A 21513-nucleotide genomic window follows, 5' to 3' on the forward strand; every position below is an offset into this window, starting at 1 on the left:
CCGGTTGAGTGGCCGGATGGCCGTGGAATCAGTGGCCGGATGCGCGTGGAATGGGTGGCCGGATCAGCGTGGAATCGGTGGTCAGATGCTCATGGAATGGGTGGCCAGATGACCGTGGAATCCGCAAGAGTTTCTTCTTCATGTCGTCCAGGAGGGCTAACCCTCCTCCTCCAAGCGGTTGATTTCGGCAATTACGCCCTGCATGTTTTCGATCGCAATTTCGGCGGCTTTCCGGGCCTTGCCGAACAGTGATTCCTTTCCTTCAAGCAGGGAGTCGAGGCGGTTGTTCTCGCGCCGGAGCTGCTTAGCAATGGCATCAAAGTCTTCACCCTCAGGGGGTTTCTTGCCCTGGAGCTTGAGTTCCATGGCTTCGGACTGCTTCAGCATCAGATCGCGAACAACGGTACGCTGAGTCGCGCTTTTTTCGTCGAACCCATTGATGCTTTCGAAAACCTTCACGGCCGCTTTCACACTGGACAAGGCTTTGGTGCCTACTTCGGACTTCCCTGCCTTGGTTTGAGTGGCTGCCTTCTCAGTATTCACGCCAGATGCACCATTGCTGCTCGAGGGAGCATTGTCACCTCCCGCCTGGCCGCCGGCGGCCTCGGCTGTCTTCTCTTCGGTGCAACCTTCAGCCATCTGCTGAGAAATACTCGCCGCCCCATCCGGAGCATCCGGAGCATCCGGAGCATCGTTCGTAGCATCTGAATCATCAGCCGAAGAATTGGACGCGGAGCCACCCTCGCCACCGAAGAGGTTCGGGCCAAAATCCATTATTGTGTCGTCCTGAGGTGTTTGCATGTGGGGTACTCCTTTTCTGTTCGGGCTTTAACCTATGAAATCACCCTTCCAAAAAATCCCAACCCTCACGTCTCCTCAGCGTATCTGGCCTGCATTTTTGCCTTCACCCGATTCTCCAGCCTCTTTGCTACGTCCACAACAAACGCAAGGAACTGAAGATCGAGGCCTTCCTCAACCTCATTCATGATGTCGTCGGCAACGCCCTCAGCTTCTCGACCAAACTGCATTCCTGCATCAGCCATTTCGAACAGTAGCTGAGCCGCTGGCTTTCTCTCCGAGGTATAGAAAATGTCCGACTCTTGCTCGATCGCGGCTATTTGGTTAGCCGGCGCTTCGTGTGCTGAATCAGCATCTTCATCATCGTCAAGCGGCACCGGCGGTGGCAGGTGACTGCTTTTTTCTGGGGGCGGAAGTGACTTATTGGACAACGCAGGTTTCGCTCTGCCCTCCTCTCTCATGTCCTTCGCGGCCTTACGTATTGCCTTAGGCCCGCGGCTACACAACTCTTGCTGAGCCTCTTTCTCGAGCTTAGCCACCTGTTCCGCGGCGGATACGCTCACTTCACCAGATTTGACAGCATCTAACAGCTCTTTGGTGCCGTCCCGGACAACCTTGCAGGCAGAAGACACAGAGCGTGGGCTGATACCCAGGACTTTGGCTGCCTCCTCAATAGCCATCTTTGCGGCTTCCAACTCCTGCCCGGCTGCTTTCTCCAGGTCAACAGTGATAGCGCTGTTCCCACGCAGTGAGGACAGCTCGGCAGCGATCAAAGCCCGTTGTGCTACGGTGAGCTGCCGGCGGTAGAGGTTCAAAGAGAGGACGTAACCCAGGGCATCATCTCCTGTGTATTCCTCTGTTCGTGGTTCGATCAGCAGATCCTTGCAAACGCGATATCGGTTACGCCCATCAAGGATCTTTCCTTCATAGAGAACGATCGGTGCACGCTGTCCGTTGGTATCGATATCTTCAAGCAGGGCTTCGTAGTCATCACCGATGATTAGCGGAAAAAGCTGAGCGTAATCGTGAAACGCCAAATCATAGCTTTGCATAAGCAGCTTCTCGTTCCGGGTTTTATCAAGGAACGATAAGTCGAACACATAAATAAATGACGCCTTTTCAGGTCGTTTTTGCGTCTGAATTTGCGGCCATCTTGCTGGCCTGCCTTCGACATTCGCGCAAAAAAAACCCTGCCGTTTAAGCAGGGGTTGTGATCTACAGAAGCCTAGGACAATAAATCTAAATCAATATTAAATCTTCTCTTGAAGTTGGCTTATTAATTCCTCGAGAGCTTCCTGATCTGGTTTGGTGTCAACGAATCTAAGCGACTTGTCTGAAAGGACTTCCATGACGCCCCATTTCAATTCATGTAAATCCTGGCCCGGCTCCGGTGGCGTCTCCCAGTAGGGAAAGCTTCTGACTACATGAGGCGGCATCTTTGTGATCATGGCTGAATCTCGGTATTTTCTGTCAAGGCAAAGGCTGCATGCTAATCAGTGTATAAATATACAGTCCTGCATCACTACACAAAAACGGCGTCAAAGGTTCGTCATCTTTTCAGCTCGTAAACTGGTTGCAGGACGGCAACACCTATAAAAAGTTGTCTCATAGCACAGCATAAGCTAGGGCCATGTCTACAGCAAACATTAGGCCATCACAGACCATTTAAGGCGTGATAAGTTTCATTAATTTGATGCTTTTTGAGCTTTTCTGACCGCCGTTAAGCCGACCCGCTCCTACAGAAGGAAAGCGAACTGGCGGTGGTAAAAGCATAGGTTATCGCGGAGATCTATGTGGATCATTTCCCGTCCGGAGTATGGGATGGCCCGCGGATAGCCACCCTTTGAGCTTCTGTGCTAAGCCCATCGCGCTCGCCCTACTCTTCGCGCGCGCTCAAACAACAAGGGAAGCGAATGAGCTTGTGCGCGCCCTAGATATCGACTCCAATCGGATCTAGGCATTGGCCACGGTTCATTCGCACTTACTCACTGACACCTTCGGCCTGAGCCAGCCTTGCTTGCGCACCTCTGCCATCGCCGCTTCCAGCTCAGGAATCGAGGAGATGTCGCAAGACACCGTTGGTTTTTTTCCTTTGCGGTCTGTGGGCAACTGCAATATGACCTGTTCAGGATCGCTCAGGGAGACCTTGAATTTTATGCTCGGGAGTGCGCTAAAGATGATGCTCGCCTTCGTTAGGTTCAGCTCGGCTGAAGCCTGCCGCACCTCACCTTCGTGCTCATACGCCAGTGAGATACGGTGTCTGGTTGAATTGCTCATAGATAATCCCTGGCGCTTGGTCTGCGCAAATTTGCGTGACGCTTAATGCTTTGTTTTGAGCCCGCGCCTCGCCTCGGATGAACCGATCCTCGCTGCTCAACATGTGAATCCGCGCAGGGGCCGAACACTTCAGCCAGTGCTCTGAAATCACAGAAAACAGCTCGATACGGCTCAGGCCGAGCAAATGCTCAGGCTCAATCTTTGACAGCTGTGCGAGCGCGGTGAATCGTGTCTGCGGTTGCACCCTGAGCTCTGGTTGCGCGACTGCGGTTGCCATATATCCCTATCTCGAAGTCTGAAAACCATATTCTGTCATGGCATTTCGCCTTCGTGTTCTCGTTTTCTAACCTGTTTCGCGTCTGAAATAATTCATTACAATATTATTGATAATCATTCGTTTGTGATCAGGGAGCGGTCTATGGTCTTCAAGAAGGCCTCAAACTGTTCAGCCAGCCGCTTCGCGTCGACCGTTTTCTCGCATCGAAATTCGACTTTTTTTCCATCTACACGAACCTTGCCTATCCCACTGATTTCTTTATCGGTGAACTTGCCCGGGGTCTTCTGCTGATCACGCGAGGCAACCTCCTTCGCTAACCACCGTAGGGCATGCTCCTGCGTCCATTGATGATCGCGCATAGAGGTAACTGCTTGAAGAAGCAACGCCGGCTCGGTGCGACTGAATTCAATGAAGTCCTTTGCCCATTTCCCGCCGATAAGCCCCGGATTCGTGTCTAGTATTGCTCGCACTTCCTCTGGCAGATCCATAAGGAGAAGGCATCTGCTAACTATCGAATGGTTGACACCTACTCTGCGCGCGAGAGCACGAATCGAGCTTTCCTCCCCTGCTCGCATGATCGCGGCATAGGAACGTCCGCGCTCATACTCGGTTAGAGCTTCCTGTCCCTCGTTGTCGGTCAGGGCCAAGATCTTCGCCATTGCATCCGTAACGGAGCGCACATAGGCAGTCACAGTTTCCCTGCCGAGCAGCTTGTGAGCACGCCAACGACGCTCACCGCCGATCAACTCATAAGCTCCATCGCCTACAGGTCGGACCGTCAACGGCTTCACCAACCCAACAGAGGCGATCGAGTTCGCTAGGTCCTCAATAGCTGCTTCGCTGAAGGTCAAGCGAGGCTGAAAGGGAGATACCCGAATCGAATCGACCTTTACCTCAGCGAGAACGCCGCTGTCACTTGCGGCAACAGACTCATCATTATTAGCTGATGCTGGAGCTAACACTGCGCCCGGACTTGGAGCACTGACCTCCTGTTCTGCCCGCTGTGCGGCAAGCATGTCTGCAACGGAAACCCTGAGATTGGGCTCAGCAATTTCCGTGGGTGGGCGAACCCCCGTGACCCACTGAGGGGGGGCCTTTTTTTGACCTGGGTAATCCTCCGACTTGGCCATATTTCCTCCGAAACCAAGTGGTGGTGCTCCGAGCACCACTGAAATTCTCAAGTTTTAAGTGGTGCTCCGAGCACCAATATTCTTCGCATACACTGCTGGTGCTCGGAGCACCACTTAAATCTAACGGCCCTGGTGCTCCGAGCACCACCTCAATCACTGAGCGGCCAGATCGCGTATTCGTTTCAGCGCCTCACCGAACACGCTGCGCATCGAGTCAATCGTTTTGGAAGACGCACCTTTCCAGACAAGCAGGGGAACGCCTTGATCAAGTGCCTTTCCGTAATCCTCGGAGTAATAGAGTTTTTCCTCTGATACCCGACCAGGGAAAAGATCGTTTAGGACGACCAGGTTATTGAGGATGCGTTTGCGGTTACGGATGAACATCGTAGGGATAGCAAGCACCCCTGGAGAGCGCCGATATGCTTTCGCAAATCGAACCATCCAGTCGTTAAGCCGCATCAGAGCCCTGAACGAAAATTTGTCCATCCGCACGGGGCAGAGGACAAAGTCGCTGGCAACGATGGAGTTCTTGGTGAGCCTGGAGGCGGTAGGCGCGTTGTCGAACAAAATCACATCATACGAGGAGATATCGACCCCTGGGATTTCTCCGCTACGCGCCCGCTCAAGCCACCCGGCATACCAGAAGTCCATGTTGTTTTCGGCATCGAGTGCGACGGCCAGGTCTTCAAGGTACGCATCCGCCGGAATCAGGTGTGGCCCATTTTCACCGAATGGCTTCTTGACGACCTCCTCGAAAGTCATGGGATCAAAACATCTCACCCGGAGATCTGGACTCAGGAGGCTACCAAAGTGGCCGGCGACATAGCGATCGGCAGGTATTCCCATTGCCTCGAGATCTGATAGCGCGAGATCGGGATCGTAGCCAAACACGCTGGACGAATCGCCCTGGGGATCGTTATCAACGCAAAGCACACGTAGACCTGCAAGCTGAAGGAATACCGCAAAGTTGACTGAGGTTGTCGTCTTTCCAGTACCGCCTTTCTGCACGAACGTCGAAATCACAATCTGGCGAGGCAGACCCTTTGCGTAGCCTTTCGCTCGGCGAAGCGCTGCGATGTCAAAAATATCGCGAAGCGTATAAGCCCTCGACGTGACAGTTCCGCGCGGGACCCGTCGAATTTCGATGCCGTTTTCGTCTTCAATGTCTTTGAGGCGACGGGTGGTAAGGCCGAAGCAGTCGGCCGCGAACTGGGGAGGGTAGAGGAGGGTGTCGAAGTCGGTGTAATTGACCGTTTCTTCTTCAAACTGCTCGTTTGACTGCTGCATGACAATCCCTGCATTTGCTGAATACAGGGTGGATGATAATACGTAAAGCCGTATTTTCAAGGCTAAATCACGGTAGGGGTCTTTTTTAGGTTGCTTATCCCGAACTGAAGGCTGCTGGTTCTGCCGGTCAGTTCGGGTTAATGGCTGTTTTTTAAGTATGGACGCGAACTAGATTTTTCATGGAGAGGGCAGGGCAGTTCTATGATCTGGTTAGGCGTACTGTTTTTGAGCTTGGGTACGTGCGCGTTTGAAGTCAGCGCTGATGTAGTTGACTGTGAATTGAGTGTCTAGGGGATGCGATTCGACAACCACCTCGGTGGTGCCAGAGAAGAAGGTCACGTTCTCAAAGCCAAGGCCAAATTCATCAGTGCTGATTTGTAGTTGGTTCCTGAAGCTATCTAACACCTCCTCCAGATGGAGCTTGTCAGCCTTCACCGTAGCGACATCCAGGACCCCTTCAGCGTTAAAGGCCAGCTGGATGTCAGTAACACCATCGAGGTTGACTTCCCACTCTGAAAGGTTCAGTACCGGCCCGCCGGTGTAGGACGTACCAATCTTGTCAATGATGGTGTAGCGCTGCTGGACGTCTACGATCGTCGTAACGCCTACAGCTAGGCTTACCGGCTCCGGCGCTATAGCCGCCATGCTGAGCAGATAAGCTGCGACGCCCGCGTAAGCGGCAGTGTTCATTGGGTTCCTCCAGGTCGTGTTCGGTTTGGATCATTTTCTCCTCACCGACCTGGCGGGTGTGCTGCTTTCCAACCGAATTGTCGTCGGAAAAACGGCACTTGGACTCTGAGTCTGCTTTTGGCTTTGGCTCCTCAACCTCAGAAAAATTAGCTTTCCAGTTTTAAAAGCCTTTTAACTGTTTTTCTCTTGTTGTTCTCTTGTTTTTAAGGGGCTGGAGCCCTAGTGCCACGTGGCTTCCAGAGGAGCATCGACTACAAATTACGGTATTGCGACTACAGATTCCGGCTTTGCGACTATGGATTCCGGCTGACGCGACTACAGATTCCGGCTATGACGACTACAGATTCCGGCCGTTATCCACAGCCTATATGAGGGGGCCTGGGGCTGCGTCTAACGACTACAGATTCCGGCTGTAGGCTTGTGCGCATAGCACGAGTTTGAGTTTTTAAGGCTCGATTTCAAGCAATTTTGTGTGCTGAATTTGCCAAAGCGGCCTGTGTACGCGGGTGTTGTTTTGTAAGTCGTTGTTTTATAAGAATATTTTATTCTTTCCGTCGTTTCTTTGACGTTTCCCCTCGCGTTGCCTTGATTTGGTGTGGAATCGCCAATAAACAGTCCTGCCTGCCCTTCTCGGAGCCAATCGACTACAGATTACGGCTGCTGTGCTAGCCATTTGCTCGATACGACTACAGATTACGGCTATGCCTAGATGGGCGTTACCAGGCAGCAGTGACGCCCAATTCTTTGCTATCGACTACAGATTACGGCTGCGGATCGGAGGTATCGCGCGCCATCGACTACAGATTACGGCTGTTGTACGCGCCGGAGGGGAAGCTAATCGACTACATATTACGGCTGCCACCTATCGACTACAGATCCATGCACCTTCGAGCTATCTGAACAGGTGGTTGGCTGTAAGGCCCATGGTTACTGGAGGTTAGAGATTAGACGACTCCTGGGTATCGACTACAGAGGAATCTCTCTGTAGGGTTCCGTTATTAATCGTAGGGCCAGACATGTCCAATTTACCCAAACCTACTAAACCTGAACCTAAGCCGCTCCGGGTCACGAAATCCAATACGCTGATTACCGCGTCGTACCGACTGACCCTCAACGAGCAGCGGTTGATCCTCGCGGCTATCAGCAAGCTCGATCCACGAAGGCCCATGCCGAAAAAGGTGTCCGTGTCGGCCGTGGACTATTCGGATATCTACGGCGTCCAGCTCAGGCATGCCTATGAGCAGATGAAAGTGGCAGCTGATGAGCTGTACGAGCGCGACATCAAGACCTTTGACGGGTCCGGCATGGAGCGGAAGCGCTGGGTTGATCGGGCCAAATACCTGGATGGTGAAGGTCGCGTTGAGTTGTCGTTCACCATTCATGTCATGCCCTATCTCACGATGCTGTACAGCAAAGTGACTAGCTATGATCTACGTCGGGTAGCCTGCCTGGACTCGAGCCATTCATTCCGGCTGTTCGAGATGCTGATGCAATTTCGGAAGACTGGATGGGCCTACATCGAGGTTGAAGCCTTGCGGGTAGCCCTTGGCTTGTCGGATGCATATCAACGATTCAACAACCTCCGCCAGAGGGTCATAGATCCGGCAGTTGAGGAGCTGAAGACAAAGAGCAATCTGGATGTCAGCTACGAGTTGAGAAGGGAAGGGCGGAAGGTGATCGCAATCAAATTCACCTTCTGTGATCTCGCACAGCTCCCGCTTAATCTGGAACTTGACCCTGAGGATCTTCCACCGCTTCCTGAGTATGACCCTGCCGAAGAAAGCGAATGGCTGGTCACTAAGCCCCTGGGCGAGTTGGCTGAAGCTCAGGAAGCTGGACTGCTGTTCGCTGTTTCGGCGGATGAAGAAGATCAGCCTGATTAGCATGCGTCGTCATCTGACGACCGTTTGTGCCTTTGTGAGCAGTGTCGTCTGTGCCTTTTTTCCGCCCATGTCGTCATTTGCCGCCCTTTTGGTGCCGCTCCCACAAAAAACCCGCCTTAATGGCGGGTTTTTCTTGGCCCGGTCTGGAGCGCGCAGAGCTCAGTAATTAGGCACAAGCGTAAAGAGGCTTCGCCGCCATTGGCATACATCCTCGCCTGTTGCTCGGCCTGCATTTTTGAGTGCGTCGAAAACGCTCAGGGCAAACGACATTGCAGCCTGGTCGTCTTCGTGGAGGTCGACAATCACAACCGGAAACTGGTCGCCGTCATCGGCATCAGGTGTTGCTATGGCGACTGTCTGAATCCCCCAGGTGATGCCATCATCGTAAGGTTCAACAACAAACCGCTTGAGCCGGCGAATCATGCCGTCACGAATCATCTGAATCAGATCGGTGCATGCCGGCTCCGATTGGCGGTGCTGGAAAAGTTGGATGGCTGTCATAAGCTACGGCTCCCTTGATATGCAGTCATCCTGCCAGCAATCCTGTAAATCCCAAACGGAATTCCCCTGGCGTTGTTCTGCGTCGGATTGGTGGCGAACCCTAGCATTCTTCTCCCTCCTGGTTGGGCGTGCTATTTCCCGCGGGAGGTGGTGGGAGATCAACGAGGGTGGGAGTGGCTACGCAAAATGCTGTTTGCATGCCAGAAACATCTCCGTCCCAGCACTCGCATTCGGCATCCCAAGATTCGCGATCAAAGTCGAAGGTTGTCCCGAGATCAACAGCCCCATCCAGGGTGGTGTATGCCCCGCTCAAGGTTCCGTTGATCAGCACCGCGTAGCAATCGTCGCCGATTTGCAATGCTTTCCCTGGATTGGCTTCAAGAAGACGCTGATAGCAAGAAAGGATCTCGTCGTAATTCATGATTGCTGCTCTGATTCCGGGTGTGAGAAGACATTGCCAGCTCTCCAGAAATACCCAAATCCTGTAAAGGACAGAGCTAGCAGCACCCCGCTTGGGTTTGTGCGTGGCTATGCAACCATGGAGCCATATCAGAACGGAGATCCAAGGGATGAACTTCACCCACGAACAGGGGCCAGCGATTAACTCGTTGGCCCGTATCGTCAAGCTGGTGGCTTTTGCTGGAACTGGGAAGACCACCACGCTTGTTGGCTATGCCAAGGCTCGGCCTCAATGTCGTCTGCTCTACCTCTGCTACAACAAAAGCGTCGAGATTGCTGCCAAGCAAAAATTTCCGCCGAACGTGACGTGCAAAACAGCCCACGGCTTGGCTTATGCGTCGATCGGATCGAAGTACAGACACAAGCTCACGAGCAACCTACGCCTGACCGACATCGCAAGGATTATCGGCTCTCAGAACTGGGAATTGGTGCGCAGCGTGCAAGAAACGCTGAATAATTATTTGGCAAGCGCGGATGACGACATCGAGCTCTGTCACTGCCCTGTCAGTAAGCTGAAAACGGAGCGAATGAAGCGCGCCGCCGGCAGCATCGTAGAAGGAGCCAGGCAGCTTTGGGGGCAAATGTGCGACATCCATAACGAGGCTGCGAACATTACGCACGATGGGTACCTAAAGCTCTGGGCTCTCTCGAAACCAAACTTGCGGGACCGTTACGATATCGCGCTTGGAGATGAGGCACAGGACATCAATCCAGTGATTGCAGGTGTGCTTGCGCAGCAGGCGGCATACGGTATGGGTGTGGTCGTTTGTGGTGATGGCCATCAGATGCTGTACCGCTTCAGGGGGGCCGTAGATGCTCTCAATGCAACCTGGCTCGACAAAGCGGAAGTCCATTACCTCACTCAGTCGTTTCGGTTCGGGTCTGCCGTTGCGCACGTCGCCAACATGGTTCTCGCGTTCAAGGGTGAATCCCGCCAACTGGCTGGGCTTGGCGGCGAGACTCGTGTTTCCAAGGCACTACCTGCTGACCTTGAACATCGCACCGTACTCTGCCGGACGGTGGTTGGAGTGATCGAGACGGCGCTGGCCAATGTAGAGACTGGCGCAAAGATCTACTGGGTTGGGGGGATCGAGGGTTACAACCTCCAGGATCTTGAAGACCTACATGCGCTATCGAAGGGGTGGCGTGACCGAGTGAAGGGGAAAAAACTCCTCCAGGAATATCCTGATTACGATCTCTACAAGCAGATTGCCGATGAAAGCCAAGACCCTGAGATGAACCGCTCGATCAAGATCATCGAGCAGTACAGCGCGGATCTCCCAGAGTTATTTGCCAAGCTGCGGCGTAATGCTGTCACCGATGAGCTTGAAGCCACCATCACTCTCAGCACCGCGCATCGTTCGAAGGGCTTGGAGTGGGATGCGGTGCAACTGGCTGAAGATTTCACCTTCGATCCATTCAATCCAGAGAACGAAAAGGAACCATGGATTGATGAGATGAACCTCCTCTACGTCGCGTGTACCCGCGCCATGCGAGTTCTTGCTGTCAACTCGACGATGTTGGAGATCATGAAAGAGTTCGTCGACCGGCGTGACGGCCGCAAGCCAAATACCCCGATGGTTTTCAAGAAGAAGCAGGTAGCTGCCGCGTAGTGCTCCTCGAGCATGCTTCGACTTTCGAAAACCACCCACTGATCACAGGAGATATTCTCATGCCCATTTCTACAGGCCAGGCAGCTTTGCTTCAGCAGCTGCGGGATCAAGGCTATGTAGTCTTGCTCGTTGAGCCGAGCGAAACTGAACACATCAGTCGAGAAAGGTTGGAGAGCCGTTTGCGGGCCGATGCTGCGGATCACATTGAGGATCTGTTGTCCCTTGAGGCAGTCCGAGTTCGTTGAGCTGACACGTAGCAAATAAAGCCCGCCTCGAGCGGGTTTTTTGTTTCACGATGACTCCAGCCCGGTAGTTCGCTGGACTGCGACGTAGCCCGATACAGCAGGTTTATCAATAGCTTACGCGCTTCCATCATATGCCGGTGCTTTCTGAAACTTGACCCGGTTCTCCCTCGCGCCGCTCCTATCTGGCTCCTGGAATCCGGGTCGTTCCAAGGAGTCATCATGGCAAAGATCAAGCTCACCAAGACCGCCGTAGAGTCGGCGCAACCCCAGGCGAAGGACATCGAACTACGGGATACCGTCGTGCCCGGCTTCCTTTGCAAGATTACCTCGACGGGACGCCGGGTGTTCATGCTCCAGTACCGCACGAACTCTGGCCAGCCCCGCAAGCCCTCGCTGGGACTCTACGGGGAGCTAACCGTCGAACAGGCGCGGGTCAAAGCGCAGGACTGGCTGGCCGAGGTTCGCCGGGGTGGTGATCCCGGCGGTGCCAAGGCCGAGGCGCGCAAGGCGCCCACGATGGCCGAGTTGTGCAAAAAGTTCATGGAGGACTACTCCAAGAAGCGCAACAAGGTCAGCACGCAGGACGGCTACCAGGGCGTCATCGACCGCAACATCATCCCGCTGCTGGGCCGCAAGAAGGTGCATGACGTGAAGCGGCCCGACATTGCGGGGCTCATGGAAAAGCTGGCCTACAAGCCGACCGAGGCCAACAAGACCTTCGGCGTGCTGCGCAAGATGTTCAACTTGGCCGAAGTCTGGGGCTTCCGCCCGGACGGCACGAATCCGTGCCGCCACGTCCCGATGTACCCGCCGGGCAAGGAAACCCGGCTCATCGTGGACGAGGAAATGGTGCGGATCTTCCGCCAGTTGGAGAAACTGGAGGCGGAGGGGCTGGAGAACTACGTCATCCCGTTGGCGATCCGGCTGCAATTCGAGTTTGCGGCGCGGCGCTCCGAAATCTGCCCGCTCGAATGGAGCTGGCTGGACTTCGAGAACCGGCGCGTGGTGTGGCCCGACAGCAAGGTTGGCGGCATTTCCAAGCCCATGAGCGAGGAAGCCTATCGGCTGCTTTCGACGGCGCCGCGTCTGGAAGGCTGCCCTTACGTCCTGCCGTCGCCGAACGACCCGGCCAAGCACCTGACCTTTGGCGAGCACTATGGCGGCTGGTGCCGGACGCTCAAGGCCGCCAGCGTGCCGCACGTAGGCACGCACGGCATCCGTCATCGCTCGACCACCGACATTGCCAATTCCGGTGTGCCGACCAAAGTGGGAATGAAGCTGACGGGCCACAAGACCGTGGCGATGTTCATGCACTACGTCCACACCGAGGACAAGCCGGTGCGCGAGGCGGCCGAGCTGGTGGCCAGCCGCCGCCAAGCCATCACGGGCGCGCGGCAGCTTGCGGAGGCGGTGGCATGAACGGGCGCCGGCCATCAGCAGCATCGCTCGCAGCGCCCGCGGCGCTGCTGGGCGACATTCGGGCACTGATCGAGGCGGCGCGCTTGCGCGCCGCCTCGACGGTGAATAGCGAGCTTACGATGCTCTACTGGCGCATCGGCCAACGCATCCACACGCAGGTCTTGGACAGGCGCCGGGGCGCCTACGGCAAGGAAGTTCTGCCCACCTTGGCTGCGCAGTTGGTGGAGGAGTACGGCAGCAGCTTTGCAGAGCAGAACTTGCGCCGCATGGTGCAGTTCGCCGCCACCTTCCCCGACGAGCGAATTCTCGTATCACTGATACGAGAATTGAGCTGGACGCACTTCATCGCCCTGATGCCGCTGAAAGACCCGCTCCAGCGGGACTACTACGCACAGATGGCCAGCACCCAACGCTGGAGCGTGCGGACGCTGCGCGAGCGTATCGACTCGATGCTGTACGAGCGCACGGCGCTTTCCCAAAAGCCGGAAGAAACCATAGCGCAGGAGTTGGCGACCCTGCGCGATGCGCAGCGCATGTCGCCGGCCCTGGTCATGCGCGACCCGTACATCCTCGACTTCCTGGGCCTGCGGGACACTTGGCAGGAAGGCGACTTGGAAGCGGCGATCATCCGTGAAATGGAGTCCTTCCTGCTGGAGCTGGGCGCGGGCTTCTCATTCGTCGCCCGGCAGAAGCGCATTCCGATCGACGACGAGGATTTCCACCTTGACCTTCTGTTCTACAATCGCAAGCTGCGGCGGCTGGTTGCGGTGGAGTTGAAGGTAGGTGACTTCAAGGCGGCCTACAAAGGGCAGATGGAGCTTTACCTTCGGTGGCTAGACAAGCACGAACGGGAGCCGGAGGAAGCCTCGCCGCTCGGGATCATCCTTTGCACCGGCAAGAAGCGCGAGCAGATCGAATTGCTGGAGCTGGACAAGTCCGGCATCCACGTTGCCGAGTATCTGACCGCCTTGCCGCCGAGGGGCGTGCTGGTGGAGCGGCTGCAACAGGCAACGCAACGGGCGCAGTTGCAAATCGAGCAGCGCAAGACGGACAACGAGTAGTCCTGTCCCAAGCAGTCGGGCGTCCCGGCGTGCCGCCGTCGCGCTGTCGTGCTGCGCATCGAGCTTCGCTGCGCGAGTCTCGCCCCTGTCGGGCTTCCATCACTGACGCCTCCGTCCCGGCTCGTTGATCCGGGCCTGCGCGCTCCGCTTGCCAAAAATCGACTCTGTGCAGTGGGCGGGTGTGGGCGGTCTTGCTGTTCCCTTCACCGTATCACGGCGTTCTCGCCGTCAAGGGCGGCGCGCGCCATGCGCGCTTGCGTCCTGGCGGCCGTCTGCGACCCCTGACTGCTTGCGCTGCGCCGTGCTGCCGCCGGTTCCGGGCAATTCCGCCCGAGCAACCGGAGCACGATCATGTCGCAACTGTCCTTTCCCTCGTTCGATTCCTGTCTGCTGGTGCGCGACGCGCACGGGCGCTATCTACCGGCATCGGCCGACGACATTCTGGAAGCTGCGCGCCAGGTCATTGACCGGAAAATGCGGCGCGGAGCAGAGTTCACTTCGCCGGCGGCGGTCAAGGAATACTTGCGTACAAAGTTGGCCAGCTTCGAGCATGAGGTGTTCGTAGTGCTGTTCATGGATACGCGCCATCGTCTGATCGAATACAGGGAGATGTTCCACGGCACTATTGACGGTGCGTCGGTGTATCCGCGCGAAGTGGTCAAGGAGGCGCTGCGGCTCAATGCGGCGGCGGTCGTCGTTTCGCACAACCATCCGAGCGGAAACCCCGAGCCGAGCGCGGCTGACCGGGCGCTGACCCAGCGGCTCAAGGAAGCGTTGGGTCTGGTGGACGTGCGCGTGCTCGATCACATCATCGTTGCGGGCAACGAAACGGCATCGTTCGCCGAGCATGGGCTGATCTAGCCCAAGGGGCTTCGGCCCCTTTTTGCTGCGCCTGGTGGCATAGCTATGGCCCTCGCGGCCTGATGCTCAGGCCGTCGCAACCTGAATCATCTCGTCGTAATGTTTCTTGTCCACCTCTTCCAGCCACTGGAAGATGTTCCCGATGACGCTGTGGCTTTCGCCTGCCAAGTTTTCTGCGGATTCCTCTGTTATCTCAATAACGTCGCTATGTGAATACTTATTGATAAAGCGGTAGATTTTTTCTTTAAGCTCTGGTGTCGTGATGGTGCAATCTTTTAGGCCAGCCTCCATCAATTGACTAATGTCGCTTCGACGCCTTGGATATTTGAAGGTGAAAAACGATTCAACAAGCTTTCGGGCGAGGTTGGCGGTCAAGAACGCCTCATCTCGATTGAGTGTTGTGTGCGCCCTATATTCGTAGAGCTTCTTGAAGATATAGTGGTACTCGGAACCGTAGTTCTTGAGTGAGTCGTCGGCATCCACAAGTAGGGAGTGACGAGGGGAGCCAGGTGGCGCATCCAGGCGATAAAAGAAGCAATTCTCGGCGTTGCCTTTTTTGACTCGATTCCTATTGGTGCCAGTGAACCAGTCTCTCACTAGCTTAAAGTAAGTGAAGTTGTGAGTCAGCACAAAAAGTTGCTTGGCTTCAGTGCATTGCGTTCTCAAAAACGAGTAGGCGTGAAACAAGTGATTAGAATCAAAGCTTGAGACCGGATCGTCAACGACGACGATCGTATCCTTGATGTTATTTCCATTTTCTTTGAGCTTCGTGATGAAATAGACAAATGCAATCGCAGTTTTCTCACCTTCGCTCAAATTCCCATCGTGCTCACCAACCCCGTTTCTGATGATCTCATAGCCTTTCTTCTTCTGATTGAAGTTCAGGCAAAGCTCAGAGCGGCCAATGAAGCGATGCAGGATGTCATTGAACTCCTTTGCCCCGACCGTTTCATTCGAGAGCGCCGCTTCTATGGCTCCGACCTCTAGACTAATTTTTTCAATTTCCTTATGGTCGTTCTTTGCTTCTGACTCAAGGTCATTGCACTTCTTCTCACTTCCAGCATAGTCAAACTCTTGCACCTCAGCCGCAGCAAAGTGAAGCTCCAGTGCCACCTTGCTTTTTGAGGTCTCAGATTTGAAATTTGAAGTCTTATTGTTGTGCTTTCCAACGAGAGCAACAATCGATTTCAGGATGTCATTGAAATTGGTGACATCGTCTTCAACCACATCCGAGATCTGAATGTCTGTCTTCCCAGGGTCTGTGATCTTGGCCTTCAGGGCTTCCCGCCAGGCGTCGATTTGCTGGTCGATCTTTTCAGCAGCAGTTGCGTAGTCCTTTTGAAGCTTCTCTGCCTCGGCCGATAGTTCTTTATAAAACTCGGTCGATGCGGGAAACTGATTAGCTGGAGCGCCTTGAGATTCAATCCATGTCGCCGCGTTCTGAAGTCGGCTCTGAAACTCCGTGAACTCCTTGCTGAAGTGGGCAGCAAGCGCCTCGGCACGAAGCTGGGCGAACGGAGAGCCGCAGAACTCGCAGGATTGCGAGTCGTGGTTTTTATGGATTTCCAAGCCTGCTTGAACCCATTCGCGGATTTCCGGGTTATCGGTCAGCCGCTGGATTGCTTGATTGACCGCCGTAGTCCCAATCAAATCTCTGATGCGGCCCGCCGCTTTCTTAAAGTAGTCCGGCTCAATGGCCGTTGAGGCGAAAGCAATGCTTGGAAGCTGATCTGGCTTGGCGGCATTCGTAAGGTCGATAACCCTCTCATCTGGAAGAACCGACTCCGCCTTGATAATTGTCTCGCCGTTATTCTGTATGAAGTTGAAGAGCTTGCGGCGGTCGTAATTCAAGTAATAACTGTCGCTCGTATCAATCGCCTGAAGTCCAAGGGCGGCCGCAAAAACTGAGTGCAACACCTGACCTTTCCGGTACGGTGCTGCCACTATGTCCTATCACGAACTCAGTATCCCCGAACGTGCGACCCTTCAACTCGGCCTTGCCCAAGGTTTCAGCCAGCGGCGAATTGCCCGGATGCTCGGCCGCTCCCCCTCGACCATCAGCCGGGAGCTGCGCCGCAACCGGGCCCCTGGCACCCGCTACCAGGCCTGTGCTGCCCAGCAGCAGATGCAGGTCCGCCGCCAGGTCTGCAGGCCTCAGTGCAAGCTGCTGCCGGGCAGTGAGCGCTTCGAGCTGGTCGTCCATATGCTGCGTGAGGGTTTGTCTCCCGAGCAGATTGCCGGCAAGCTGCGCAGCATGAACATACCCAGCCTCAGAGAGGCCTACGTCTGCCGCGAGACGATCTATAACGCGATCTACGCCCTGCCGGTCGGTGGCCTGCGCAAGGAGCTGATCATCTGCCTGCGCCAGGGCAAGACGAGTCGCAGGCCGCGCTCTGGCGGCGTCGATCGGCGCGGCCAGATCCCTGAAATGCTCAGCATCCACGTGCGCCCGCCGGAGGTCGAAGACCGGCTGATGCCAGGCCATTGGGAGGGCGACCTGATCAAGGGCAAGGCCAATGCCTCGGCGGTGGGCACCTTGGTGGAGCGTACCAGCGGCTACCTGATGCTGATCAAGATGGCCGACGCGACGGCGACCTCGGCGCTGGAGGGCTTCAGTGCGGCGCTCAATGGCATGCCGCTGGCGGTGCGCAAGAGCATGACCTACGACCAGGGCCGGGAGATGGCGCGGCACGCCGAGATCACCCAGCGGACCGGGGTGGCGATCTACTTCTGCGACCCGCACAGCCCCTGGCAACGCGGCAGCAATGAGAACATCAATGGACTGATCCGCCAGTACCTGCCCAAGGGCACGGACTTGTCGGTGCATAGTCAGGAAGCCCTGGACGCCATCGCTTTGCAACTGAATATGCGACCGCGCAAACGCTTCGACTTCAAATGCCCGATCGAGGTGATGGGCGAAGTGATGCAAGAAGCCGTGGTGATGCGGCATGATGCTCCCGCTTCAATTCAATAACCGTGTTGCACTCAGATCCTGCAACCGCCAAGCTTCATTTTCTTGGCAGCATTGGTCAGGAACTTCTCTAATGCCTCACGCTGCTTCTTGATATCGCTTTGCTTGTCGTCGTGAGCCTTCTTTTTCGACTGAAGCTCGCTCTTCAGCTTCTCCAGCTTCTGCAAGTCATCAATCTTCTCTTTCGCAATAAGAAGGATGCTCTTTACGGATTTGTCCCAATCAATGTTCTCATGCACGAAGCGTTGATTGAAAACATGAATATTCAATTGGGATGAGTGGAGTGTGGATTCCGTGATCGTTGAGCCATCCTCCAGAACTACTGAAAATTGGCCCGTGCTGAAGCGGGGAACCATCGAGCGAAGCTCAAAGCAAGAGAATAGATTCGATAACGTTGACTTGCCTGTTCCATTCCAACCATAGACCAGGTTGTACCGGCCGAACTTTTGGATCTTCGTTCCATTGAAGTCGCTGAAGATTCCGAACTGTTTGAGGCGGTTGATGCAGACAATCATCTCTATATCTCCGTGTTCTTGCTTTCCCATCATTTGCTTGCGAAACAAATGGTAAACGAAGAGTCCTCTTGCGTCTCCGCTTCGCGGATCGCGCTGCTCCAGGTTCGCTAGTCGCTCATCCCTGGCGGGACTGGCTTCGCCAGCCTTCCGCATCGCTGACGCCTACGGCCCGGCTTCCAGCTTCGGGCCTGCGCGCTTCGCTTGCGTGCGGTCAGCACAAAGGGATGGCCGTTGCCTTGTCCAGCCGTCTCCCCTGACTTCATCACCTTACCCGCGACCGTAGCCCGCGACCGTGTGCCGTCAAGGCGCGCAGGGCCGTGTCCTCGGCTGCGCCTGCGGGCCGCACCAACCCTGCGCTTGGCTCCTTGACGGCCCCCGTCCGCGCGCTCCTTTGGGCGCGGGCGATGAACTCAGGAAAGACGGTGGCAACAGGGCCAACCGGGTTCCTCGTGCCGACCGCACCAAACAGCCGAAAGGCTGGGCTCCGAATCTAGAAATCCGGTGTGCGGTGTGAACAGCAAACCTCTTTTGTCAGGAGAAAGACCATGCAACTCGCATCCCGTTTCGCTTTCCGCTCCCCCTCGCTGCGCAGCGATTACCCGCTGTCCGACGACCAGATTCACCGCGTGGCCCCGTCCATCTTCGCGGATGCCCCGCACGAGAGCCGTTCGCAGCGGTACGCCTATATCCCCACCGCCGCCGTGCTGACCGAGCTTCGCAAAGAAGGCTTCCAGCCTTTCATGGTGACGCAAACCCGCGTGCGCGACGAAGGCAAGCGCGAGCACACCAAACACATGATTCGCTTGCGCCATGCCAGCCAGATCAACGGCGCGGAGGCCAACGAAATCGTGCTGCTGAACTCGCACGACGGCACCAGCAGCTATCAGATGCTGGCCGGAATGTTCCGGTTCGTGTGCAGCAATGGCCTTGTCTGCGGCAACACCGTGGCCGATGTGCGAGTGCCCCATAAAGGCGACGTGGCCGGTCTGGTCATTGAGGGGGCTTACGAAGTCTTGAGCGGTTTCGATCGGGTGAAGGAATCGCGCGATGCCATGCGCGGCATCACCTTGGACGATGGCGAATCCGAAGTGTTCGCCCGCGCCGCGCTCGCCCTCAAGTACGACGACCCCGACAAGCCCGCGCCCATCACGGAATCGCAAATCCTGATGCCGCGCCGCTTCGACGACCGCCGCCCCGACCTGTGGAGCGTGTTCAACCGCACCCAAGAAAACCTGACCCAAGGCGGGCTGCGTGGCCGCAGCGCCAACGGGCGCCGACAGCAAACCCGCCCGGTGCAGGGCATCGACCAAAACATCCGACTAAATCGCGCCCTCTGGCTGCTGGCCGATGGCATGCGCCAGTTGAAAGCCTGAATCCCCACGCGGCAGGGGCAGGCAGCAGCCCTTGTCGCTTTCTTCGCTGCTGCATCCCTGAACCGATAGGAGTTATCACCATGAACGCCGTTACCCAAACCGAAGCCCGCGCCATCAACACCGCCGCCGCTATCCCGCTGGAAGCCGCTGATCCGACCAAGAACCTGATTCTGGTTCCGCTGTCGCGGCTGGTGTCGCGTCCCACTGGCCGCAACGTGCGCAAGACCCCGCGCATGTCCATTCCCGAACTCGCCGCCAGCATCCAGCGTGTCGGCCTGCTGCAAAACCTCATCGTGATTGCCGCCGCCGATGGCGAGCATTACGAGGTCGTGGCCGGTGACCGTCGCCTCGCAGCGTTGAAGCTGCTGGCGAAAAAGCACCGCATTAGCAAGGAATGGGAGGTGCCTTGCCTGCTGGTGGCCGATGGCACCGCCCGCACGGCCAGCCTCACCGAGAACGTGCAGCGCGAAGCCATGCACCCCGCCGACCAGTTCGAGGCGTTCGCCGCGCTCGTGGCCGAAGGCCGCAGCATCGAGGACATTGCAGCGGATTTCAGCGTCACGCCGCTGGTGGTGCAGCGCCGTCTGAAACTCGCCAACGTGTCGCCGCGCCTGCTGGCCGACTACCGGGCCGAGGCCGTGAGCCTTGACCAGTTGATGGCCCTCGCCATCACCGACGACCATGCTGCGCAGGAAGCCGCGTTCTACGATGCGCCCACATGGCAGCGCGGCCCGCACAACCTGCGCGACCGCCTGACCGAACGCGAAATCGACGCCTACCGGCATCCGCTGGTGCGCTTTGTCGGGCTGGACGGCTACGAGCAGGAAGGCGGTGGCATCCGCCGCGACCTGTTCGCGGAGGGCGACAAAGGCGTGTATCTGACCGATGCCGCACTGCTGGAACGGCTGGCGCAGGACAAGCTGGCAGGTATCGCCGCCAAGGTGCAGGCCGAGGGCTGGGCGTGGGTGGATGCCACGCCGGGCATGACCCATGCCGATCTGCAAGCCTTCCAGCGTGCGCCAAGGGAACGCCGCAGTCCGAACAAGCGCGACGCGCAGCGCATCGAGAAGCTGCAAACCAAGCTGCACGAACTGGCCGAGGCGGTGGATGCCGCGCTGGACGACGAGGACGAGGAAAAGGCCGATGCCTTGCAGGAAGAAGGCGAACGCCTGGGCGAGCAGTTGCAGGCGCTGGAAGATGGCTTGCTGGACTATGCGGCCAACGTGAAGGCCGCAGCCGGTGCCATTGTCACCATCGACCGCGACGGGCAGGCCGCGATTCATCGCGGGCTGCTGCGCGAAGCGGAGGCCAAGGCACTGCGCACGCTGGAGCGGCTGCGGCAGGGTTTCGGCAGCGAAGGCGAAGCCGCGAACGAGGACGCAGGCGAGGACGACGAGCAGCCCAAGACCGCCGCCATGTCTGACCGACTGGCGCAGCGGTTGAGCGCGCACCGTACCGCTGCGCTGCAAATCGAAGTTGCACGGCATCCGCAAGCAGCGCTGGCCGCCGTGGTGCATGGCATGGTGCAGACCGTCTTGCAGGAAAGGCACTACGGGCACGACCTGCCGCTGGGTGTGCGCCTCACGGTGCAAGACCGGCTGGAAGGCATGGCCCCGGACTGGCCGGAATCACCCGCCGCCGTGGCGCTGCGCGAACTGCAACAGGTGGCAGGCGAAACCTTGCCGGAGGACAGCGCCGAACTGTTCGCCGCGCTGCTGGCGAAATCACAGGATGAACTGGTGCGGCTGTTGGCCGTGTGCTTAGCTTCCACGGTGGACGTGGTGACGCCTCGCGCCACGCCGCACCAGCCCGGCGCGGAACTGGCGCAGGCCGTGGGGCTGGATATGGCCGCGTGGTGGCAGCCCACCAATGAGGGTTACTTCCGGCATGTGCCGAAGGCCGCGATTCTGGAAGCCGTTGGCGGGTTCGCGCCCTCGCACGTCACCCGACTGGCGAAGTTGAAGAAGGGCGACATTGCCAGCGAAGCCGAACGGCTGGCCGCTGGCACCGGCTGGATGCCCGCCATCTTCCGCTCCGAAGGCCCGCAGCAGACCGGGCAGGACGCGCCGGCGGATGGCGAAGCCGAAGCACAGGAAGAAGTGGCCGCCGTGGCGGATGACCAGCCGCAGGCCGAGGCTTTGGCCGCGTGACTT

At 56.9% G+C, this 21513-nt stretch carries 18 protein-coding genes; 8 read left to right on the forward strand and 10 right to left on the reverse strand.

The window, feature by feature from the left end:
• Positions 1 to 156: 156 nt before the first annotated feature.
• From G7020_RS19295 to G7020_RS19320, 6 genes are all read right to left on the reverse strand, one after another.
• Entirely contained in the window at positions 157 to 801 is a 645-nt protein-coding gene (locus G7020_RS19295) for a hypothetical protein (RefSeq protein WP_023082873.1), read from the reverse strand.
• A gap of 65 nt (positions 802 to 866) precedes the next feature.
• Positions 867 to 1850 carry a ParB/RepB/Spo0J family partition protein gene (locus G7020_RS19300; protein ID WP_023082874.1) on the reverse strand — a complete coding sequence of 328 codons (984 nt, stop codon included), beginning with the start codon at positions 1848 to 1850 and terminating at the stop codon, positions 867 to 869.
• 919 nt (positions 1851 to 2769) lie between these two features.
• Positions 2770 to 3075, reverse strand: a complete 306-nt coding sequence (locus tag G7020_RS19305) for a hypothetical protein (protein WP_023101938.1) — start codon at positions 3073 to 3075, stop codon at positions 2770 to 2772.
• Positions 3076 to 3465: 390 nt separating this feature from the next.
• Complete coding sequence (locus G7020_RS19310) at positions 3466 to 4482, reverse strand: ParB/RepB/Spo0J family partition protein (RefSeq protein WP_023101939.1); 1017 nt, start codon at positions 4480 to 4482, stop codon at positions 3466 to 3468.
• Positions 4483 to 4635: 153 nt separating this feature from the next.
• Positions 4636 to 5769: a ParA family protein gene (locus tag G7020_RS19315; protein WP_124097836.1), complete on the reverse strand. Its 1134-nt coding sequence runs from the start codon at positions 5767 to 5769 to the stop codon at positions 4636 to 4638.
• 210 nt (positions 5770 to 5979) lie between these two features.
• On the reverse strand, positions 5980 to 6459 hold the full coding sequence (locus tag G7020_RS19320; protein WP_124097835.1) for a partitioning protein: 480 nt from the start codon (positions 6457 to 6459) through the stop codon (positions 5980 to 5982).
• Positions 6460 to 7475: 1016 nt separating this feature from the next.
• Between G7020_RS19320 and G7020_RS19325 the strand changes: the two genes are divergently transcribed.
• The gene (locus G7020_RS19325; protein WP_124097834.1) at positions 7476 to 8342 is read left to right on the forward strand and encodes a replication initiation protein; all 867 of its coding nucleotides are present in this window, start codon (positions 7476 to 7478) and stop codon (positions 8340 to 8342) included.
• Positions 8343 to 8501: 159 nt separating this feature from the next.
• On the opposite strand, the gene G7020_RS19330 is transcribed toward G7020_RS19325, so the two are convergent.
• Complete coding sequence (locus tag G7020_RS19330) at positions 8502 to 8843, reverse strand: hypothetical protein (protein ID WP_124097833.1); 342 nt, start codon at positions 8841 to 8843, stop codon at positions 8502 to 8504.
• Positions 8844 to 8943: 100 nt separating this feature from the next.
• Complete coding sequence (locus G7020_RS19335) at positions 8944 to 9264, reverse strand: hypothetical protein (RefSeq protein ID WP_124097832.1); 321 nt, start codon at positions 9262 to 9264, stop codon at positions 8944 to 8946.
• A 148-nt stretch (positions 9265 to 9412) separates the two neighbouring features.
• Between G7020_RS19335 and G7020_RS19340 the strand changes: the two genes are divergently transcribed.
• From G7020_RS19340 to radC, 4 genes are all read left to right on the forward strand, one after another.
• Positions 9413 to 10915, forward strand: coding sequence for a UvrD-helicase domain-containing protein (locus tag G7020_RS19340; protein WP_124097831.1), 1503 nt, complete (start codon positions 9413 to 9415; stop codon positions 10913 to 10915).
• A 464-nt stretch (positions 10916 to 11379) separates the two neighbouring features.
• On the forward strand, positions 11380 to 12579 hold the full coding sequence (locus tag G7020_RS19345; RefSeq protein WP_001062689.1) for a tyrosine-type recombinase/integrase: 1200 nt from the start codon (positions 11380 to 11382) through the stop codon (positions 12577 to 12579).
• Entirely contained in the window at positions 12576 to 13640 is a 1065-nt protein-coding gene (locus G7020_RS19350; protein ID WP_003092331.1) for a PDDEXK nuclease domain-containing protein, read from the forward strand. Before G7020_RS19345 ends, G7020_RS19350 begins: the two co-directional genes overlap by 4 nt.
• Before the next feature lie 351 nt (positions 13641 to 13991).
• Positions 13992 to 14501, forward strand: coding sequence for a RadC family protein (gene radC, locus G7020_RS19355; RefSeq protein WP_003092330.1), 510 nt, complete (start codon positions 13992 to 13994; stop codon positions 14499 to 14501).
• A 66-nt stretch (positions 14502 to 14567) separates the two neighbouring features.
• Here radC and G7020_RS19360 read toward each other — a convergent pair whose 3' ends face one another.
• Positions 14568 to 16418 (reverse strand): AAA family ATPase, encoded by a 1851-nt coding sequence (locus tag G7020_RS19360; protein ID WP_336509732.1) that lies wholly within the window; start codon positions 16416 to 16418, stop codon positions 14568 to 14570.
• A gap of 28 nt (positions 16419 to 16446) precedes the next feature.
• Here G7020_RS19360 and G7020_RS19365 point away from each other — a divergent pair, with 28 nt between their 5' ends.
• A complete protein-coding gene (locus tag G7020_RS19365; protein WP_011711660.1) occupies positions 16447 to 17475 on the forward strand; it encodes an IS30-like element ISShes10 family transposase in 1029 nt (342 codons plus the stop codon).
• An 11-nt stretch (positions 17476 to 17486) separates the two neighbouring features.
• Here G7020_RS19365 and G7020_RS19370 read toward each other — a convergent pair whose 3' ends face one another.
• On the reverse strand, positions 17487 to 18140 hold the full coding sequence (locus tag G7020_RS19370; protein ID WP_258189399.1) for an AAA family ATPase: 654 nt from the start codon (positions 18138 to 18140) through the stop codon (positions 17487 to 17489).
• A 392-nt stretch (positions 18141 to 18532) separates the two neighbouring features.
• On the opposite strand from G7020_RS19370, the gene G7020_RS19375 reads away from it, so the two are divergent.
• Positions 18533 to 19360 carry a DUF932 domain-containing protein gene (locus tag G7020_RS19375; RefSeq protein ID WP_003092327.1) on the forward strand — a complete coding sequence of 276 codons (828 nt, stop codon included), beginning with the start codon at positions 18533 to 18535 and terminating at the stop codon, positions 19358 to 19360.
• Between the two features lie 80 nt (positions 19361 to 19440).
• Entirely contained in the window at positions 19441 to 21510 is a 2070-nt protein-coding gene (locus G7020_RS19380; RefSeq protein ID WP_000994919.1) for a ParB/RepB/Spo0J family partition protein, read from the forward strand.
• Positions 21511 to 21513: the final 3 nt, after the last annotated feature.

The sequence above is a fragment of the Stutzerimonas stutzeri genome (genome assembly GCF_013522825.1).
Taxonomy (GTDB): Bacteria; Pseudomonadota; Gammaproteobacteria; order Pseudomonadales; family Pseudomonadaceae; genus Stutzerimonas; species Stutzerimonas stutzeri_AK.

Excerpts from the sequence above, each read along its gene's own strand:
- G7020_RS19295 (WP_023082873.1), bottom strand. The coding sequence starts at position 801 with ATGCAAACACCTCAGGACGACACAATAATGGATTTTGGCCCGAACCTC.
- G7020_RS19300 (WP_023082874.1), bottom strand. The coding sequence starts at position 1,850 with ATGCAAAGCTATGATTTGGCGTTTCACGATTACGCTCAGCTTTTTCCG.
- G7020_RS19305 (WP_023101938.1), bottom strand. The coding sequence starts at position 3,075 with ATGAGCAATTCAACCAGACACCGTATCTCACTGGCGTATGAGCACGAA.
- G7020_RS19310 (WP_023101939.1), bottom strand. The coding sequence starts at position 4,482 with ATGGCCAAGTCGGAGGATTACCCAGGTCAAAAAAAGGCCCCCCCTCAG.
- G7020_RS19315 (WP_124097836.1), bottom strand. The coding sequence starts at position 5,769 with ATGCAGCAGTCAAACGAGCAGTTTGAAGAAGAAACGGTCAATTACACC.
- G7020_RS19320 (WP_124097835.1), bottom strand. The coding sequence starts at position 6,459 with ATGAACACTGCCGCTTACGCGGGCGTCGCAGCTTATCTGCTCAGCATG.
- G7020_RS19325 (WP_124097834.1), top strand. The coding sequence starts at position 7,476 with ATGTCCAATTTACCCAAACCTACTAAACCTGAACCTAAGCCGCTCCGG.
- G7020_RS19330 (WP_124097833.1), bottom strand. The coding sequence starts at position 8,843 with ATGACAGCCATCCAACTTTTCCAGCACCGCCAATCGGAGCCGGCATGC.
- G7020_RS19335 (WP_124097832.1), bottom strand. The coding sequence starts at position 9,264 with ATGAATTACGACGAGATCCTTTCTTGCTATCAGCGTCTTCTTGAAGCC.
- G7020_RS19340 (WP_124097831.1), top strand. The coding sequence starts at position 9,413 with ATGAACTTCACCCACGAACAGGGGCCAGCGATTAACTCGTTGGCCCGT.
- G7020_RS19345 (WP_001062689.1), top strand. The coding sequence starts at position 11,380 with ATGGCAAAGATCAAGCTCACCAAGACCGCCGTAGAGTCGGCGCAACCC.
- G7020_RS19350 (WP_003092331.1), top strand. The coding sequence starts at position 12,576 with ATGAACGGGCGCCGGCCATCAGCAGCATCGCTCGCAGCGCCCGCGGCG.
- radC (WP_003092330.1), top strand. The coding sequence starts at position 13,992 with ATGTCGCAACTGTCCTTTCCCTCGTTCGATTCCTGTCTGCTGGTGCGC.
- G7020_RS19365 (WP_011711660.1), top strand. The coding sequence starts at position 16,447 with ATGTCCTATCACGAACTCAGTATCCCCGAACGTGCGACCCTTCAACTC.
- G7020_RS19370 (WP_258189399.1), bottom strand. The coding sequence starts at position 18,140 with ATGCGGAAGGCTGGCGAAGCCAGTCCCGCCAGGGATGAGCGACTAGCG.
- G7020_RS19375 (WP_003092327.1), top strand. The coding sequence starts at position 18,533 with ATGCAACTCGCATCCCGTTTCGCTTTCCGCTCCCCCTCGCTGCGCAGC.
- G7020_RS19380 (WP_000994919.1), top strand. The coding sequence starts at position 19,441 with ATGAACGCCGTTACCCAAACCGAAGCCCGCGCCATCAACACCGCCGCC.